General features: G+C 71.1%; 11 protein-coding genes and 1 pseudogene. 8 read left to right on the top strand and 4 right to left on the bottom strand.

What is annotated here, in order from left to right:
• The first annotated feature begins 32 nt into the window (after nt 1–32).
• Nucleotides 33–710, top strand: a complete 678-nt coding sequence (locus AB0D31_RS06310; RefSeq protein WP_362717759.1) for a response regulator transcription factor — start codon at nt 33–35, stop codon at nt 708–710.
• A complete protein-coding gene (locus AB0D31_RS06315) occupies nt 703–2,148 on the top strand; it encodes a HAMP domain-containing sensor histidine kinase (protein WP_362717762.1) in 1,446 nt (481 codons plus the stop codon). Before AB0D31_RS06310 ends, AB0D31_RS06315 begins: the two co-directional genes overlap by 8 nt.
• A gap of 270 nt (nt 2,149–2,418) precedes the next feature.
• On the opposite strand, the pseudogene AB0D31_RS06320 reads toward AB0D31_RS06315, so the two are convergent.
• Both AB0D31_RS06320 and AB0D31_RS06325 read right to left on the bottom strand, forming a co-directional pair.
• Nucleotides 2,419–3,475 (bottom strand): annotated as a pseudogene (locus tag AB0D31_RS06320) (S1 family peptidase).
• A gap of 567 nt (nt 3,476–4,042) precedes the next feature.
• Nucleotides 4,043–5,122, bottom strand: coding sequence for a LacI family DNA-binding transcriptional regulator (locus tag AB0D31_RS06325; RefSeq protein WP_362717764.1), 1,080 nt, complete (start codon nt 5,120–5,122; stop codon nt 4,043–4,045).
• A gap of 201 nt (nt 5,123–5,323) precedes the next feature.
• Here AB0D31_RS06325 and AB0D31_RS06330 point away from each other — a divergent pair, with 201 nt between their 5' ends.
• From AB0D31_RS06330 to AB0D31_RS06355, 6 genes are all read left to right on the top strand, one after another.
• On the top strand, nt 5,324–6,619 hold the full coding sequence (locus AB0D31_RS06330) for a sugar ABC transporter substrate-binding protein (protein WP_362717768.1): 1,296 nt from the start codon (nt 5,324–5,326) through the stop codon (nt 6,617–6,619).
• 53 nt (nt 6,620–6,672) lie between these two features.
• Entirely contained in the window at nt 6,673–7,641 is a 969-nt protein-coding gene (locus AB0D31_RS06335; RefSeq protein ID WP_362717771.1) for a sugar ABC transporter permease, read from the top strand.
• A complete protein-coding gene (locus AB0D31_RS06340; RefSeq protein WP_362717773.1) occupies nt 7,641–8,507 on the top strand; it encodes a carbohydrate ABC transporter permease in 867 nt (288 codons plus the stop codon). The genes AB0D31_RS06335 and AB0D31_RS06340 overlap by 1 nt, the downstream gene beginning before the upstream one ends.
• Before the next feature lie 68 nt (nt 8,508–8,575).
• Nucleotides 8,576–9,817, top strand: coding sequence for a glycosyl hydrolase (locus AB0D31_RS06345; RefSeq protein WP_362717776.1), 1,242 nt, complete (start codon nt 8,576–8,578; stop codon nt 9,815–9,817).
• Between the two features lie 67 nt (nt 9,818–9,884).
• Nucleotides 9,885–11,918, top strand: coding sequence for an endo-beta-N-acetylglucosaminidase (locus tag AB0D31_RS06350; protein WP_362717866.1), 2,034 nt, complete (start codon nt 9,885–9,887; stop codon nt 11,916–11,918).
• A gap of 44 nt (nt 11,919–11,962) precedes the next feature.
• A complete protein-coding gene (locus AB0D31_RS06355) occupies nt 11,963–14,971 on the top strand; it encodes a glycoside hydrolase family 38 C-terminal domain-containing protein (protein WP_362717779.1) in 3,009 nt (1,002 codons plus the stop codon).
• Nucleotides 14,972–15,067: 96 nt separating this feature from the next.
• On the opposite strand, the gene glgB is transcribed toward AB0D31_RS06355, so the two are convergent.
• On the bottom strand, nt 15,068–17,407 hold the full coding sequence (gene glgB / locus AB0D31_RS06360; RefSeq protein ID WP_362717869.1) for a 1,4-alpha-glucan branching enzyme: 2,340 nt from the start codon (nt 17,405–17,407) through the stop codon (nt 15,068–15,070).
• Nucleotides 17,404–18,774 carry a maltokinase gene (locus AB0D31_RS06365; RefSeq protein WP_362717782.1) on the bottom strand — a complete coding sequence of 457 codons (1,371 nt, stop codon included), beginning with the start codon at nt 18,772–18,774 and terminating at the stop codon, nt 17,404–17,406. Before AB0D31_RS06365 ends, glgB begins: the two co-directional genes overlap by 4 nt.
• Nucleotides 18,775–18,786 lie beyond the last annotated feature (12 nt).

Below are 18,786 nucleotides of genomic sequence, written 5' to 3' on the forward strand. Positions count from 1 at the left end.
AAGCCGGCGGCTCGACCTGAGAACCTTGCCCCATGCGCGTACTGGTGGTCGAGGACGAGCGGCGGCTGGCCGCGGCCCTGCAACGAGGGCTCCAGGCCGAGGGCTTCTCGGTGGACGTCGCCCACGACGGCCCGCAGGGTCTGTGGCTGGCGGGCGAGCACGATTACGACGTCATTGTGCTCGACATCATGCTGCCCGGAATCAACGGCTACCGGGTCTGCGCCCGACTGCGCGCCGAGGGCTGCGAGTCCGGCATCCTGATGCTCACCGCGAAGGACGGCGAGTACGACGAGGCCGAAGCCCTTGACACCGGCGCCGACGACTTCCTCTCCAAGCCGTTCTCATACGTCGTCCTGGTGGCCCGGCTGCGCGCCCTCATCCGGCGCACGGGCCGGCGCGGCCCGCAGATCATGGAATTCGGCGACCTGGTGATCGACCCGGCCGGCCAGCGCTGCACCCGGGGCGGGACCGAAGCCCGGCTGACCTCGCGCGAGTTCGCGGTGCTCGTGCACCTGGCTCGCCGCGCCGGCGAGGTCGTGCCCAAGCGGGAGATCCTGGAGCAGGTGTGGGACGCCGCGTACGAGGGTGACCTGAACGTCGTCGAGGTCCACGTCAGCGCGTTGCGCCGTAAGATCGACACCCCGTTCGGGCGGGCTGCTGTGGAAACCGTCCGGGGTGCGGGTTACCGGCTGGCTGCCGACGGTGGCTGAGCAGGAGGCGGGCAGCGACGCAGCGCCTGGCGGCTTGCGCCGCCGAGCCGTCGCCATGCTCCGCAGTCTCGCCCGGCCGCTCCGTCCCCGGTCCGTGCGGGCCCGCGCCACGCTTGGCGCGTCGGTCGTGGTCGCGCTGGCGCTCGGCATCGCTTCCTTCGGGTTGCTCGGGCTGCTGGAGAGCAACCTGATGCGCAACGCCCAGACCGACGCCGAACGGCAGGCCGTCCTCACCGCAGGTCTCGCGGCCGAAGGCCGGCTGGGCGCCGTGCTGACGCCGGACCGAGGCACCGATTTCCTCCAGGTCGTCGACGCCCACGGGCGGGTGCTCGCGGCCAGCCCCAACCTGACCGGCCGTCCCGCCCTCTCCACCGCCCGCCCCAGCGCACCGGGCACCGTACGAGGAACCTGGACCGGCCGTCCGGTGCGCGAGGAGCACCGCCAGCGCGTCGTGCAGGTCACCACCGCCACCAGGAACGGCCTCATCACCGTGTACGCGGGCACGTCACTGCGGGAGGCCGACGCGGCGGACGAGTTCATCCGGGCCTCGCTCATCTTCGCGGTGCCGCTGCTCGTCCTCACCGTCGCCCTGGTCACCTGGCGGGTCACGGGCTGGGCGCTGCGCCCCGTCGAGGCGATCCGGGCCGAGGTGGCCGAGATCAGCGACCGCGATCTGCACCGCCGGGTACCCGTACCGCACAGCCAGGACGAGATCGCCCGGCTCGCGGCCACGATGAACACCACCCTGGACCGCCTGGAAGCATCCGTGTCCCGCCAGCGCCAGTTCATCGCCGACGCCTCCCACGAACTGCGCAGCCCCATCACCGTGCTCCGTACGCAACTGGAGGTGGCCCAGGCCCATCCCGACCCCGACCTGTGGGGCGAACTCGTCAGCGGGGCCCTGGAAGACACCGTCCGACTCCAGGACCTCGCCTCCGACCTGCTGCTGCTCGCCCGGCTCGACACAGCGCAGGCGCTGCCCTCCGCTGCCGTCGACTTCACGGAAGTCGTCCGGGAAGCCGCTCGTACGCGCAAGCTTGACCGGGTCCCGGTAGTGACGGAGATCGCCCCGGAGGTCACCGTACGCGGAAGCATGCTGTGGCTCGCCCGACTCGTCACCAACCTGCTCGACAACGCGCAACGGCACGCCGACCAACGTGTTCTGCTGACCCTGCGCGTGGACGAGGCTCACGGGACAGCGGTGCTGGAGGTTCGTGACGACGGGCCGGGCATCCCGGCAGCCGATCGTGAACGAGTCTTCGAACGCTTCACCCGGCTCGACGACGCCCGGAGCCGCGACCAGGGCGGTTCAGGTCTCGGCTTGGCCATTGCCCGCGACATCGCCACGCATCTGGGCGGCTCACTCACCGTCCAGGACTCAGGGCCGGGAGCCCACCTGCTGGCCCGGCTCCCGCTGGACGCACTCTTCCCTCGCTGAGCTGCTGAGGGGTGCTCAGCACAGCGGGGTGCCGGCGAACAGGTCCGCCGGCTCGGGGTGCCGGCGAACAGGTCCGCCGGCTGCCCCGCCGCAACGGCTCCGACATCGCTCTGCCCGGCAACGACTTCTGCTTGGGCGTTCCCCTTCTTGCGGCGCCGGCTGCGGGACTTCCTGTCGTGGGGGCCCAGCAGAGCTGGAGGATGGGCATCCCGTGCCGTGGGGGTGATCGGGTGCCCCGGCGCGGGATGCCCATCAGTCGCCGTGAGGGGTTCAGCCGATCTGTGCCCCGTATGCCTGGAGTGCTGCCGGGACGGGCTGGAAGAAGGTCTCCCCGCCCGAGGAGCAGTCGCCGCTGCCTCCGGAGGTCAGGCCCAGGGCGGTGCTGCCGTCGAAGAGCGAGCCGCCGCTGTCGCCGGGTTCGGCGCAGACGGTGGTGTCGATCAGGCCGTCGACTTGGCCCTCCTCGTAGGTGACCGTGGCATCGAGTCCGGTGACCTCCCCCCCCGTTGACGCCGGTGGTGGAGCCGCTGCGCTGGACCTGCTCGCCGACGGTGGCGTCACCGGCTCCGCTGATCGGCTGTGAGGATCCGTCGTACAGGTCGACCGCGCTCGGGTGGTCGATGTCGCTGGTGTAGCGCACCAGGGCGTAGTCATGGCCGGGGAACGTGGACGCCTCGGTCACAGCAATCTCCGAACCGCTTTGCTGGTCGGACCAACTGGAGACGGCATTGCCGCAGTGCCCGGCGGTCAGGAAGTACGGTTGTCCGCCCACTGTGACGTTGAAGCCGAGCGAGCAACGTGCGTTGCTCCCCCAAATCGCGTCGCCGCCCGCGATGAGGGGCTGGAAGCGGCCGGCCGTTCTCTTCAGGGTGACCGTGTCACCGAGGTCGCGTACGGCCTTGTCGAGCTGGGCCAGCCGGGTGCCGGTGACGGTACGGTCGGCCTTGACGACCACCGTGTTACTGACGGGGTCCATCGACCAGGCCGTGCCCGGTATGGACGCCCGTTCCTTCAACTCCCTTTGCGCAGACTTGAGTTGTCTCATCGAGTGCTTGACGGTGCGGGGTTGGGCACCTGCCGTGCGGACGGTGTCGGCGGTCGCGGCGTCGACCACATTGACGATGAGTTTCCTGGTCTTGGCGTCGTAGTACGAGCCCGCTGTTCGGCCGGCGAGGGTGGCGTCGATCCGGTGCGCCAGCCGGCCGGCTGATGCGGCGCTCAGGGGGGCGGCGTTCGGCGCGGGGGCCGCGGCCGCGTTCTGCATGGTCAAGGTCGCGCCGAGCGCCAGGGCTCCGGCCGCGGCGGTGGCCGCACGTCGTCCTGACATCCATCTCTGCTTCAACTCACAACCTCCTGTGGGGGGTGAGCCCGGCCTCGGGTCGCGCACCGGGCCCATGGAGCGTGTCGGCCGTGGGCGTCGCTTCCCGGATCCCGGCAGGCGACGCGTGCATGCCAACTCGACGGGACGAGTATCGTCATCTGTTGCTCCCTTGCGCAAGTGATGAACTCGCGTTGTATGTAAGGGATTTGGCGATACTTGCGAACAATCAGAGGTCATACGCGAAGTCCTGCGGGCCGTTCGCAAAGGAAGTCGGCGCGTTCGTGGGGAAGACGGACCCCTATGGCAGACGCTGAGCAGCACACCGCGCCGCGTCGGCTGTTTCGGGCGGTGCCGGCCATGGCCTCGATGGCGGCTGCCTACCTCGTGTGGACCACTATCCCGGACGGCCGCACGGCCGCTCACTCCCCGAGAGCCGCCGTGGCAATGGACAGGGAAGCGGCGACGGGAATACGGGGCGTCCGGAGCCGCCGCCCCCAAGTTGCCGCACGGGTGGGGGGCAAGCGCCGCCGGGGTCTGGGGCACAGCCCCAGGGGGCTCCGGGGAAACCGAACCCTACGCGGGAGGCGGGGCCGTGCTTTCGCGGGGTTGCAGCCGCGGCAGTGGGTCCTGGAGCTGGCGCGGCGCGCCCCCATCCAGCAACTCCAAGAGCTGGGCCGCCGCCCGCCACCCGAACTCGTCCGCCTTGCGCACCAACGCCGTCAACTGCGGATGCAGCGTGTGGCAGATGACCGAGTCCTCCCAGGACACGACCGACACATCCCGCGGAATCAGCAGGCCCCGCTCCGCCGCCACACTGACCGCCGCCACCGCCATGACCTCGTTGTCGCAGATGAGGGCCGTCGGCGGCACCGGCCCCGAGAACAACCGCCGTGCGGCCTTCGCACCCTGACGGTCCGTGAAGTCCGTTGTGACGGACACCGTGTGTTCCAGGCCGAGCCGTCGCGCCGTCGCCCGCAGCGAGGCGATCCGGCGCGCGGTGTGGGCGAAGCCCGGCGTACCCGCGATGTGACCGATGCGGCGGTGCCCGAGTCCGTACAGGTGACGCACGATCAGATCCATCGCCCCGGAGTCGTCGGCCCAGATGTTGGAGAGCCGTGCCTGGCGCGGGAGTTGGGGTGAGCCGGGGTTTCCCGGGGCCTCCATCCCGCCGATGATGACGGCGGGCAGGCCAAGTACGGCGAGGGTCTCAGGGCGCGGGTCCGAGACGCGGGGGTCGACCACGATGACCCCGTCGACCCGGCCCTCCGCCCACCACCGCCGGTACAGCTCGCACTCCGCCTGGACGTCGTCGACCATCTGGAACACCAGCGCCTGGTCGCGCGGCGCGAGGCTCGCCTGGATGCCCGAGACGAGCTGGAGGAAGAACGACTCGCCGCCCAGGCTGTCCGCGGGGCGGGCGAGGACGAGCCCGATCGCCCCCGCGTTCTCGCCGGACAGCGCCCGCGCCGCCGAGCTCGGCCGCCAGCCGAGCCGGTCCGCGACCCGTATGACCCGGCGCCGGGTCGAATCGGACACCCCAGGGCGGTTGTTGAGGGCGAAGGAGACCGCGCTCGTGGAGACGCCCGCCTCTCTGGCCACGTCTTTCATCGTCGGGCGGCGGGGCGGCGGCGCATCGCTTTCGATCTCGCTCATGCGCAGATGGTAACGCGGTTTAGTCGAAGGTCACTAAACCGCCTTAGTTGAGTGCCAACATTCAGGACTTTAGTCCTTTTTAGATCTCCTGACCTCGACGTTTAGTCAATCCGGTCGCTTATTCGGTATTGACGGCCAATTAATACCCGCTGCATGGTGTGCGGCAACGTCATCGGGACGAGGCGAAGGAGTCAGCCACTCATGTCCATTCATCGCAGTGTCGCGATCAGGACGGCCGTCGGTCTGGGCGCCGCCCTCTCGCTCACCCTGCTCACCGCGTGCGGTGGCGGCGGTGGCGGCAAGGGGTCGGCCACCGACGGGAAGATCGAGGGTGAGATCAAGTTCCAGACCTGGAACCTCCGCGCCAACTTCAAGGACTACTTCGAAGGCGTCATCAAGGACTTCGAGAAGGTCAACCCCGGCACCACGGTGAAGTGGGTCGACCAGCCCGCCGACAACTACGCCGACAAGCTGAGCGCCGACGCCACCGCCGGCACCCTCCCCGACGTCGTGAACCTCTCCCCGGACCTCGCCTATCCGCTCGCCAAGGCCGGCACCCTGCTCAACCTGGACCAGGACAAGGTCGCCGCCAAGTTCAAGCCCGAGTACCTGGACGGCGCCTGGCAGGGCTTCGACATGCCGGGGCTCGACGGCTCGTACGCCTTCCCCTGGTATCTGAACACCGGGCCCCTCTTCTACAACAAGGCGATGTTCAGCGACGCCGGGCTCGACCCCGAGAAGGCGCCCAAGACGTTCGACGAACTCTTCGCGGACGCGGCCCGGTTGGCGAAGAAGGGCAAGGCGACCCTGGCCCAGCCGCCGACCGTCGAGGACTTCGGACGGTACGGCGTCTCCATCATGAGCAAGGACGGCACGAAGTTCACCTTCAACGACGCGAAGGGCGTCGAGTTCCTGACGAAGTATCAGGACATGTTCAGGGAGGGCGGGCTGCACAAGCAGGCCCTGACGCTCACCGCCGAGACGGCCGGGCAGAAGTTCCTCCAGCAGGAAGTCGCCATGAACCCGGGCAGCGCCCACGACCTGGACACCTTCAAGAAGAACGCCCCTTCGCTCTACGGCAACCTCGGCATCACGGACGTGCCGACCAACACCGGCAAGCAGAACATGTATCTGCAGGGCCTCTCGGTCAACGCGCAGAGCAAGAACGCCGCGACCGCGCTCGCCTTCGCACACTTCGTCACGGACCAGAAGAACCAGGAGGACTTCGGCCACAAGGTCGCCGTCTTCCCCAGCACCAAGGGCTCGCTCGACAAGGAGTACTGGACCAAGGCCGACGGGTCCGAGGAGGGCCGGATCAGGGTCGCCTCGGCCAAGATGCTGCCGACAGCCGTCAACTACACGCCGGTGCTGTTCAGCGACGAGATGAAGACGATCCTGCGCAACGAGATAGCCAAGTGCCTTCAGGGCAAGGCGTCTCCGAAGGAGGCGCTGGACAGCGCGGCCAACCAGATGACCAAGCTGATCCAGCAGAAGTGACCCGGTGATCGAGCGATGAGCATCCCCCTACCGGCCGCCCGGCGGGCCCGCCGATGAGCGCTTCGACCTCCACCGTCGCCAAGGGGGCCGCGGGCCGCCCGCGCACCGCCGCCCCCGGCCGGCGCGCGGGCCGCGTAGCCGGCCGCCCCGCGGGCCGCACCCACCGGGCCCTCACCCCCTGGCTCCTCCTCGCGCCCGGGCTCCTGATCACCCTCGCCTTCAACCTCTATCCGTTCCTCGCCACGTGGTGGAAGTCGTTCACCGACGCCCGCACCCTCACCCCCGGCGGCTTCGTCGGCTTCGACAACTTCACGGCGCTCCTCCACGACGACCAGTTCTGGGTCGCGCTGCGCAACAGCGCGCTCTACGTGGTCCTCGTCGTGCCCTGTCTGGTCCTGCTGCCGCTGCTCCTCGCCCTCCTGGTCCAGCGGCACATCCCCGGCATCGCCTTCTTCCGGTCGGCGTACTACACGCCGGTCGTGGCGTCGGTGGTCGTCGTCGCCCTGATGTGGGTGTGGATGCTGGACGACCGCGGCTTCGTCAACGGGGTGCTCCACATGATCGGCGTCGACCCGGTGCCGTTCCTGTCCAACCAGTGGCTGCTGCTGCTCAGTTCGATGGCCCTGACCGTATGGAAGGGGCTCGGCTACTACATGATCATTTACCTGGCCGCGCTCGCCAACGTACCCAGGGAGCTCCACGAGGCCGCCGAGGTCGACGGTGCGGGACCGATCCGCCGCTTCGTCTCCGTGACCATGCCCTCCGTGCGCTCCACGATGGTCCTGGTCGGCGCGCTCTCCGCGGTCTCCGCCTTCAAGGTCTTCAGCGAGGTCTTCATGATCGCGGGGCCGACCGGTGGCCCCGGCGGCGCCGACACCACCCTCGTCATGCTCATCCAGCGCGCCGGCACCGGACTCCAGGGCCGCACCGGCTACGCCTCCGCCATGTCGATCGTGCTCTTCCTGCTGACCCTGGTCCTGATGCTGCTCGTGCTGCGGGCCGACCGGAAGGACAAGGACTGATGGCCGCCCTCGCCCAGCAGCCGGCCGCACCACGCCGCGCCCGCGCCCCCCGGTGGCGCACCGCCCTGCGCTACGCGGTGCTCGTGATCGTGCTGCTCATCATGATCGGCCCGTTCCTGTGGCAGCTGTCCACCTCGCTCAAGGGCACCACCGAGGACATCTACACCTCGCCGCCCCGGCTGCTGCCCGCGCACCCGACGTTCGCCAACTACCGCGACGTCGCCGACATCATCCCCGTCTGGGACTTCATCCTGAACTCCCTGAAGGTGGCCGTCACCAACGTCGCGACCAACGTGATCGGCGCCGCGATGGCCGGATACGCGCTCTCCCGGCTCCGTTTCAAGGGCCGGGGCGCCGCCGGCATCGTCTTCGTCCTCGCGCTGCTCGTGCCGACCGAGGCGACGATGCTGGCCCAGTTCGCGACCATGCGCTCCCTGGAGCTCAACAACACCCTGGCCGCCGTGGTGCTGCCCGGCTGCATCGGCGCGATGAACGTCCTCCTGATGCGCAACGCCTTCGACACCATCCCGTACGAGATCGAGGAGGCGGCCGTCATCGACGGCGCCAACGTCTGGCAGCGCTTCACCCGCATCGCGCTGCCCGCCGTGAAAGGCACCCTCGCGGTCGTCGCGATCTTCTCCTTCATGGGTGCCTGGGACGACTTCCTGTGGCCCCTGATCGTGCTCTCCGACTCCGAACACTTCACGCTCACCGTCGGCCTGAACTTCCTGCACGGCACGTTCTCCGACAACCAGCGCGTCGTCGCGGCGGGCACCATCATCGCCGTCGCCCCGCTGATCGTGCTGTTCGCCTGCCTCCAGCGGTTCTTCTTCCGCGGGGTCGGCGAGGGCGCGGTCAAGGGGTAGCGCCCACCCCGGGCGTGCCCGTCGGGCCGCCAACTCCCCGCCCGCAGAACTACTTTGGAGCTCACCCCATGGCAGCCCCGCGCTTCGGCGTCAACTACACGCCCAGCCAAGGCTGGTTCCATCACTGGCTCGACTACGACCCGGACGCCGTGCGCACCGACCTCGACGCGATAGCCGCGCTCGGCCTCGACCACATAAGGGTCTTTCCGCTCTGGCCCTACTTCCAGCCCAACCGCACCCTGATCAGGCCCCGCGCGGTCGAGCACCTCCTCGACCTCGCGGACGCCGCCGCCGAACGCGGTCTCGACGTCAACGTCGACGGGCTCCAGGGCCATCTGTCGAGCTTCGACTTCCTGCCCGCCTGGACCCGCACCTGGCACCGCCGCAATCTGTTCACCGACCCGGACGTCGTCGACGGACAGGCCGCCTATCTGCGCACCCTGGCCGCCGCCCTCGCCGACCGGCCCAACTTCATCGGCCTCACCCTCGGCAACGAGATCAACCAGTTCGCCGCCGGCCCCCACCCCGACCCCGACCGGGCCACCCCCGACGAGGTCGACGCGTGGCTGGAGCGGATGCTCGCCGCATGCGAGGAAGGCGCGCCCGGACGGCTCCATCTGCACGCCGAGTACGACGCCTGCTGGTACCAGGACGACATGCCGTTCACGCCGGCCCAGGCGGCCCGGCGCGGCACCGTCACCGCCGTCCACTCCTGGGTCTTCAACGGGACCGCCCAGCTCCACGGGCGGCTGTCGGTGCCCACCGAGCACCACGCGGCCTACCTGGTCGAGCTGTCCAAGGCCTGGGCGGCGGACGCGCACCGCCCGGTCTGGCTCCAGGAGGTCGGGGCGCCCGCCCCGCTGGTGGCGCCCGTGCACGCGGCGGCCTTCACCGAGGCGACCGTCGAGAACGCCCTGGACTGCCCGGACCTGTGGGGCATCACCTGGTGGTGCTCGCACGACGTCTCGCGCGACCTCGCCGATTTCCCCGAACTCGAATACGGGCTCGGCCTGTTGACCAACGACGGACGCCCCAAGGACACGGCCGAGGTGATCTCCCGTACCGCCGAGGCGTTCCGCGACGGCGCCCGTGCCTACGCCCCCGCACCCCGCACCACCGCCCTCGTAGTGCCCGGCGCCGCCGCGTCCCGCTCCACCTGTGCCCCCGGCGGCGCCGTCTTCGAGGCGTTCTTCCGGCTCACCGCCGACGGCGCCCGCCCCACCACCGTCCTCGCGAGCCGCGCCGACGACCGGGACCACCTCGCCGCGCGCGGCATCACCGCCGTCCTCACCCCCGACCAGGTCCGGTAACGCTCCCACCAGGAGGCACCCCGTGAACCAGCACCCCGTGAACGCACAACCGGTGAACCCGCACCCCGTGAACCCGCACCCCACCAGACGAGCCGTGGTGGCCGCCGCCGGTGCCGCAGCCCTCGTGCCGGCGCTCCCGGCATACGCCGCCCCCGCGCCCAACGGCACCCCGCGCCCACCAACTGCCGTTGCTGACAAGCCCCTTCAGCCGTACGCCTCCTACTGGTACCCGGACTCGCTGCCCGCCGGCAGCCCCGGCGCCGGCATCACCTGGCGCAGTCTGAAGTCCTGGCGCGCCGAGAGCGACCCCGACCTGGCGTTCAACGCGGCGTCCGTACCGCTGGCGGCCCGCTTCACGCCCCCTGCCGCCAACACCACGGCCCGTGCGGGCCAGGCCCGCATCCAGTCGCTCGTCTCGTTCGGGCCCACCGCGTCCAACCCCTCGCAGGGCGCGCCCACCGCCGACTACTACGCCCTCACCCACTGGGCCTACCTGGACGAGCTGGTCTTCTGGGGCGGCTCGTCCGGCGAAGGGCTGATCCTCGCGCCGAACGCGCCGATCGTGGACGCCGCCCACCGGCACGGCGTGCCCGTCCTCGGCAACGTCTTCCTGCCGCCCGCCGCGTACGGCGGACAGCTCCGGTGGACCCGCGACCTCGTGCAGAGGGACGCCGCCGGGCACTACCCGCTCGCCGAGCGGCTCGTCGCGGTGGCCGCCGCGTACGGCTTCGACGGCTGGTTCGTCAACGCCGAGACCGGCGGCGGGAACACCGCGCTCGCCCTGGCCATGCGCGGCTTCCTGACCGAGCTGAAGCAGCTCGGCGCGGCCAAGGGACAGCGCGTCACCTGGTACGACGCCATGACCGCCAACGGCTCGGTCAGCTGGCAGGGCGCCCTCAACAGCCAGAACGAGATGTTCTTCCGGGCCGCGGACACCATGTTCCTCGACTTCCGCTGGACCGCCGCCACGCTTGCCGCGTCCGGCACGAAGGCAGACCAACTGAACCGCAGCCGCTACCAGTTGTGGGCCGGAGTGGACGTGGAGTCCAACGGCTGGAACACCTCCGTGAACTGGGACGCCTTCGCGTCCGCCGCGAAGCCGCACATCGCCTCCTACGGCTTCTACCGGCCGGAGTGGACCCGCAACCACCTCCCCGAGAGCCGCACCCCCGGCGACTTCCACGCCGCCGACGACCGTTTCTGGACCGGCTCCTCGCTCGACCCCTCGCGCCCGGCGCCGGCCGACCCGTGGCGCGCGCCCGCCACCGTCGTCGCCGACCGCTCCACCGTCAGCGCGCTGCCCTTCGCCACCACCTTCAACACCGGCCACGGGGTCCGCTGGTACGACGGCGGCACGGTGACGTCGAGCGCCGGGTGGAACCACCTCGGGCTCCAGGACCGGCTGCCGTCCCGCCGCTGGATCACCCGCACCGACGGCCACCACCCCGCCGTCACCTTCGACTTCGAGGACGCCTGGCGCGGCGGGAGCAGCGTCCTTGTCTCGGGGGAGCCGGGCGCGCCGGTCACTCTCGACCTGTACGCCACCCGCCTGCCGCTGACGAGCCGTACGGTCGTCGAGCTCACCCACCGCGCCCATGCGGACGTCACCGTCGAGCTGGCCGTCGCCACCGCCGAACCCGCCCGGCCGGGCGACCCGTACCCCTGGCGCCTGCTGCCCGCCGGCACCCTGAAGGCGGGCGCCTGGACCACCACTCGGCTCGCCCTGTCCGGTCTGACCGGCACCGCACGGGCGATCGGGGTGCGCCTGACCGCGCCGGGCGCGCTGAGCTACCGCCTGGGCGCGCTCGCCGTCTCGGACAGTCCCCAAGTAACCGCCGAACCAGCCAAGTTGACTGTCGTAGCCGGATCGGACGGCCTGCGCTTCAGCTGGCGCCCCGCGCCCGGCCCCGTACGCCACTACGAGCTGCACCGGCTGCTGCCCGACGGCACCCGGCGCTTCCTCGGCGGCACCTGCCAGAGCGCCTACTTCGTGCCGGGCCTCCTACCCGAACCGGGTGAGAAGTCGGCATGCTTCGAAGTGCGGGCGGTGGGCGAGCTCTACACCGCGTCCGGGCCCGCCACCGCCGCCCACCCCTGGTAGTCCACACCCGGTAGTTTCACCCCTTCCGAAACGGAGCACCCCCCATGCATGACGACCGCGGCCTGGTCGAAGCCCGCCTCAACCGCGTTCTGGACGAACGCATCCGTCCCGCCGTGTATCCGGAGTCGGTGCCGCTGGACGTCGCCGTGTGGGTGGCGCCGGATGAGCCCGTGCCGGTCGAGGAGGGGCTCGCGGCCGAGGTGACACCGGTCGCGGTCGGCGACCTGTGGGGCGCGCCCTGGGGGACCAGCTGGTTCCGGGTGACCGGGCGGGTGCCCGAGGCGTGGGCGGGCCGCACCGTCGAGGCCCTCCTCGACCTCGGCTTCGACGAGAACATGCCGGGCTTCCAGTGCGAGGGTCTCGTCTACCGGCCCGACGGCACCCCGGTGAAGGGCCTCAACCCGCGCAACCAGTGGGTGCGTATCGGCGCCCCGGCCGACGGCGGCGAAGAGGTGTGCCTGCACATCGAGGCCGCGTCCAACCCGGTCCTGCTCGACTACCACCCCTTCGTACCGACCCGGCTCGGCGACATCGAGACCGCGCACAGCGACCCGCTGTACAAACTGACCCGGATGGACCTCGCGGTCTTCGACGAGACGGTGTGGGGCCTGGTCATCGACCTGGAGGTGCTGGGCGAGCTCATGCACGAGCTGCCCCTGGACTCGGGGCGCCGCTTCGCCATCCTGCGCGCGATCGACCGTGCCCTGGACGCGCTCGACCTCCAGGACGTCAACGGCACGGCAGCCGCGGCCCGTTCGGAACTGACCGAGGTCCTCGCGTCCCCCGCCGAACCCTCCGCGCACCGGATCAGCGCGATCGGCCATGCCCACATCGACTCGGCGTGGCTGTGGCCGCTGCGCGAGACCGTACGCAAGGTGGCGCGTACCACCTCCAACATGACCGCGCTCCTGGACGACGAGCCCGAGTTCGTCTTCGCGATGTCGCAGGCCCAGCAGTGGGCGTGGATCAAGGAGCACCGGCCCGAGGTGTGGGCGAAGGTCGTCAAGGCGGTCGCCGACGGACGGTTCGTGCCGGCCGGCGGCATGTGGGTGGAGGCCGACACCAACATGCCGGGCTCGGAGGCGATGGCCCGCCAGTTCGTGCACGGCAAGCGGTTCTTCATCGACGAGTTCGGCGTGGAGAACGACGAGGCGTGGCTGCCGGACACCTTCGGCTTCGCCGCGGGCCTGCCGCAGATCATCAAGGCCGCCGGATCCAAGTGGCTGCTCACCCAGAAGATCTCCTGGTCGCAGACGAACAAGTTCCCCCACCACACCTTCCAGTGGGAGGGCATCGACGGGACCCGGATCTTCACCCACTTCCCGCCCGTCGACACCTACAACTGCGCGATGAAGGGCAGCGAGATCGCGCACGCGGCCAAGAACTTCAAGGACAAGGGCGTCGCCCGGCACTCGCTCGCGCCGACCGGCTGGGGCGACGGGGGCGGCGGCACGACCCGCGAGATGATCGCCAAGGCCGCGCGGCTGCGGAACCTGGAGGGCAGTGCGCAGGTGGTCTGGGAGACCCCGGCCGACTTCTTCGCGAAGGCGGAGGCGGAGTACGCGAACCCGCCGGTGTGGGTGGGCGAGCTGTATCTGGAGCTGCACCGGGCCACGCTCACCAGCCAGGCCAAGACGAAGCAGGGCAACCGCAGGAGCGAACACCTGCTGCGGGAGGCCGAGCTGTGGTCGGCGACGGCAGCCGTGCGCGAGCCGGAATTCGCTTACCCCTACGCGGAGTTGGACCGCATCTGGAAGACGGTCCTGCTGCATCAGTTCCACGACATCCTGCCTGGGTCCTCCATTGCCTGGGTGCACCGCGAGGCCGAGAAGACGTACGCGGCGCTCGCCGCCGAACTGACCGCGCTCATCGAGAAGGCCCAGCGGGCGCTGGCGGGCGAGGGCACGCAGGCCCTCGTCTTCAACGCGGCCCCCCATCCGCGCCACGGTGTGGCGGCCGGTGGCGCGGCGGTCCGCGCGGCGGAGAAGGAGCCCGGCCTGTCCGGGCGTCCCGACGGCGGCTTCGTCCTGTCCAACGGGCGGCTGCGGGTGGAGATCGACGGGCGCGGCCTGGTCGTCTCCGCGTACGACCTGGTGGCCGGCCGCGAGACGATCGCGCCGGACCACCCCGCGAACCTGCTCCAGATCCACCCCGACTTCCCGAACATGTGGGACGCGTGGGACGTCGACGCGTTCTACCGCAACACGGTGACGGACCTGGACGCCGCGGACGAGGTGACGGCGGCCGAGGGCGCGTCGGTCCGGGTGGTGCGCTCGTTCGGGTCCTCGAAGGTGACGCAGACCCTGACGCTGGCCCCGGGATCCCCGCGCCTGGACATCCTGACGGAGGTGGACTGGCACGAGACGGAGAAGTTCCTGAAACTGGCCTTCCCGCTGGACGTGCACGCGGAGCGGTACGCGTCGGAGACCCAGTTCGGCCACTTCTACCGGGCCACCCACACCAACACGAGCTGGGAGTCGGCCAAGTTCGAGGCGTGCAACCACCGCTTCGTGCACCTGGAGGAGCCCGGCTGGGGCGTAGCCCTGGTCACCGACTCGACGTACGGCCACGACGTGACGCGTACGGTCCGCACCGCCGACGCCGGAACGACGACGACCCTGCGCGTCTCGCTCCTGCGCGCCCCCCGCTTCCCCGACCCCGAGACCGACCAGGGCCCGCACCGCTTCCGGCACGCCCTGATCCCGGGCGCGACGATCGGCGACGCGGTGCGCGAGGGGTACGAGGTGAACCTGCCCGAGCGGATGGTGCCCGGGGCCGGCCCGGTGGCGCCCTTGGTGACGGTCGACAACGACGCGGTCGTGGTGACCGCGGTGAAGCTGGCGGACGACGGCAGCGGTGATGTGGTGGTCCGCTTCCACGAGGCACACGGCGGCCGCGCCCGCGCAACCGTGACACCCGGCTTCGCCGCGGCAGGCGTCACGGTGACCGACCTCCTCGAACGCCCGCTGTCCGAAGCCGAGTTGACCGACGGCGCGGTCGAGGCAACCCTGCGCCCCTTCGAACTGCGCACATTGCGGTTCACGCGGGCGTAGCGAGGTGCGGTCGTTGCGCCCCGGCCCGCCCGTCGTGGGCCGGCCGGGGCGGCGGCGTTCGGTCTCACGCGGGCCGCCGGGGCGCGGCCTGCGGTCTTACGCCGGGCGGAACCACACCGTGGCGAGTGGGGGCAAGGTCAGGTTGATGGAGACCGGGCGGCCGTGGGACGGGGTCGGGTCGGGCTTCAGGGGGTCGGGGTTGCCGACGCCGCCTCCGCCGTAGCGGGCCTCGTCCGTGTTGAGGGTCTCCCGCCAGGCGGGCACCGTGTCCGGGACGCCCAGGCGGTACTCGGCGCGGACCACCGGCGAGAAGTTGGAGACCGAAAGGAGCGGCGCGCCGGACGCGTCGTGGCGCAGGAACGCGAAGACGTTGTCCTCCGCCGCGTCTCCCGCCAGCCACGAGAAGCCCGCCGGGTCCGTGTCGCGCTCCCACAGGGCGGGCTGGGTCGCATAGGCGCGGTTCAGGTCGCGCACCAGGTCCCGTACGCCACGGTGGTCCGGCTCGGCGCTGTAGGAGGGGTCGAGCAGCCACCAGTCGGGTCCGTGCTCCTCCGACCACTCGGCGCCCTGCGCGAACTCCTGGCCCATGAAGAGGAGTTGCTTGCCGGGGTGGGCCCACATGAAGCCCAGGTAGGCGCGGTGGGTGGCGCGCTGCTGCCACCAGTCGCCGGGCATCTTCGACACCAGGGCCCGCTTGCCGTGGACCACCTCGTCGTGCGAGATCGGCAGCACGTAGTTCTCGCTGTACGCGTACACCATCGAGAACGTCATCTCGCTGTGGTGGTACTTGCGGTGCACCGGCTCATGCTGGACGTAGCCCAGCGAGTCGTGCATCCAGCCCATGTTCCACTTCAGGCCGAAACCGAGACCGCCGTGGTCGGTGGGCCGGGTCACGCCGTCCCACGCGGTGGACTCCTCGGCGATGGTCACCACACCCGGGCAGCGCCGGTAGACCGTGGCGTTCATCTCCTGGAGGAAGGCCACCGCGTCGAAGTTCTCGCGCCCGCCGTGCTCGTTGGGGCTCCACTCGCCGTCCTCGCGCGAGTAGTCCAAGTACAGCATCGAGGCCACCGCGTCGACGCGCAGCCCGTCGACGTGGAACTCCTCGCACCAGTACGTCGCGTTGGCGACCAGGAAGTTGCGGACCTCCTTGCGGCCGTAGTCGAATTCGAGGGTGCCCCAGTCGGGGTGCTCGGCGCGCGTGGGGTCCTCGTGCTCGTACAGGGTGCGTCCGTCGAACTCGGCGAGCGCCCAGTCGTCCTTCGGGAAGTGCGCCGGCACCCAGTCCACGATCACGCCGATGCCCGCCTCGTGCAGCGCGTCGACCAGGAAGCGGAAGTCGTCGGGGGTGCCCATCCGGGATGTCGGGGCGTAGAACCCGGTCACCTGGTAGCCCCAGGAGCCGCCGAAGGGGTGCTCGGAGACCGGCAGGAACTCGACGTGGGTAAAGCCCAAGTCCTTTACGTAGGCCGGGAGTTGGTCGGCCAGCTGGCGGTAGGTGAGGCGCGGGCGCCAGGAGGCCAGGTGGACCTCGTACACCGAGAACGGTGCCTCGTGAACCGGGCGCGCGGTGCGGCGCGCCATCCACTCCTCGTCGCGCCACACATGGTGGGACTCGGTGACGATCGAGGCGTTGGCCGGCGGCACCTCCGTGCGGCGCGCCATCGGGTCGGCCCGCAGGGTGTGGGTGCCGTCGGGGCGCATGATGTCGAATTTGTAGAGCGCGCCGTCGCCGACGCCGGGCAGGAACAACTCCCACACACCGGTCGAGCCGAGCGAGCGCATGGGGTGGGCGGTGCCGTCCCAGTACGTGAAGTCGCCGCTGACCCTGACCCCCTGCGCGTTCGGCGCCCACACCGTGAAGCGCGTCCCCGTCACGCCCTGGTGCACCATCGGGCGGGCGCCCAGCGCCGTCCACAGCTCCTCGTGGCGGCCCTCGCCGATCAGATGCAGATCGAGGTCGCCGAGCGAGGGCAGGAAGCGGTACGGGTCGTGCACCTCGATCTCGTTGTCCTCGTAGGTGACGAGCAGGGTGTAGTCCGGCACCGCGCGCAGCGGCAGCACCCCCGAGAACAGGCCGTCCCCGTCGTCGTGCAGCTCGGCCCGCAGCCCCTTGCCGAGCACGGTCACGGCGCGGGCGTACGGGCGCAGGGCGCGGATCGCCACCCCGCCCCGCACCGGGTGCGCGCCGAGCAGGGCGTGCGGATCGTGGTGTCCGCCGGCGAGCAGGCGCCCCCGGTCCGCCGCGGAGAGTGCGGGCGCGGGCCGCACGCCGCGAGTGGCGGCCCGGCGGGGCGCGGGAGGCGTCTTGGCGGGCTTCGCCGCCGTCGCGGCGGGTGCCGCTGCGCCGGTGGCGGTTTCGGAGGAGTTGCGGGCGGGGCGGGGGGTCACGGGGACTGCCTCCTGGGATGGCGTGGTGCGCGGGGTGGGGTTCAGGCCCGGGCCAGGCGGTCGATCGCCGCCATCGGCACGGGCAGCCAGTCGGGGCGGTGCCGGGCTTCGTAGAGCACTTCGTACACGGCCTTGTCGGTCTCGTACGCGCGCAGCAGCTCGGGCGCTTCACGGGGGTCGCGGCCGGAGCGCACCGCGTAGCCCGCGCAGTACGCGGCCCGGCACTCCTCGGCCCAGCGGGGGTTGGCCTCCCGGGCGGAACAGGACGCGTAGTCGAAGGAGCGCAGCATGCCCGCGACGTCACGCACCGGGGGCTGCGGGCGGCGCCGCTCGGCGAGCGGACGGCTCGGCTCGCCCTCGAAGTCGATCACCGACCAGGGGCCTTCACCGGCCCGCAGGGCCTGACCGAGGTGGAGGTCGCCGTGGATGCGCTGGGCGGTGCCCGCCGTGTCGAGCAGCGCGACCGCGTCGAAGGCGGCCCGCAGGCCGGGGACGTACGGGGCGAGCGCGGGCACGGCCTGGGCGGTGGCGTCCAGACGCTCGGTCATCGCGGCCGCGATCAGCGCGGTCTGCGGCCGGCCGAGCGAGACGGACGGGAAGGCCTCGGCGAGCGCGAGGTGCACATCGGCGGTGGCCCGCCCCAGCTCGTACGCCTCCTTGGTGAAGGAGCGCCCGTCGGCGAGGGAGGCGAGCGCAAGGGTCCAGCCGTCGTCGGCGCCGCGCAGATACGGCTGGAGCACGCCGAGCGTCGTCTCCTGGGGGTGGGAGGTGCCGAACCAGGCGGCGGGCGCGGGCACCCGGTCGCACCCCTGACGGGCCAGGGCCCACGGCAGTTCGAGGTCCGGGTTGACCCCGGGCTGCACCCGCCGGAAGACCTTGAGAATGAACGTATCTCCGTACACCAGTGAGGAGTTGGACTGTTCCACGCCGAGCAGCCGGGGTGCGAGTCCCGGCGCGACCGTGACCTCCGGATCGCGTTCGAAGGACAGCGGGCCGACGCTCCCCGAGGTGCGGAGGCGTTCGAGGAGCAGGGCCGCGGACTGGGGGTCCTGGAGGGCGTCGTACACCGTGCGCCCGGCGAGCGGGCCCTGGCTGGCACGGCCGATGAGGGCGGGCGCGAGCCGTGGCGGCAGTTGGTCGCGGACCCCGACGAGGAGCTGGTAGCAGTCGGCGGGCGGTGCCTGGGCCGTGCCTGCGGATTGCGGCGGCCCCGCGTGTTCGGCGCGTACGAGCAGGTGCAGCAGGTTCGGCAGCAGCTCGGTCGCGGTGAGCAGCGCGAAGTCCGTGACGGGCCGGCCCTTCCCCGCGAACCAGCGCTGCCGCGGCAGCCATTCGTGCAGCAGAGGGGCGAGTGAGGTCAGCAGCCGGGTGAGGGGAAGGCCGGTGGTACGGGGCGGTGCGGCCTTGGGCATGACGGCGCATCC

The organism is Streptomyces sp. NPDC048361, assembly GCF_040651795.1.
In the GTDB taxonomy this organism is placed as follows: domain Bacteria; phylum Actinomycetota; class Actinomycetes; order Streptomycetales; family Streptomycetaceae; genus Streptomyces.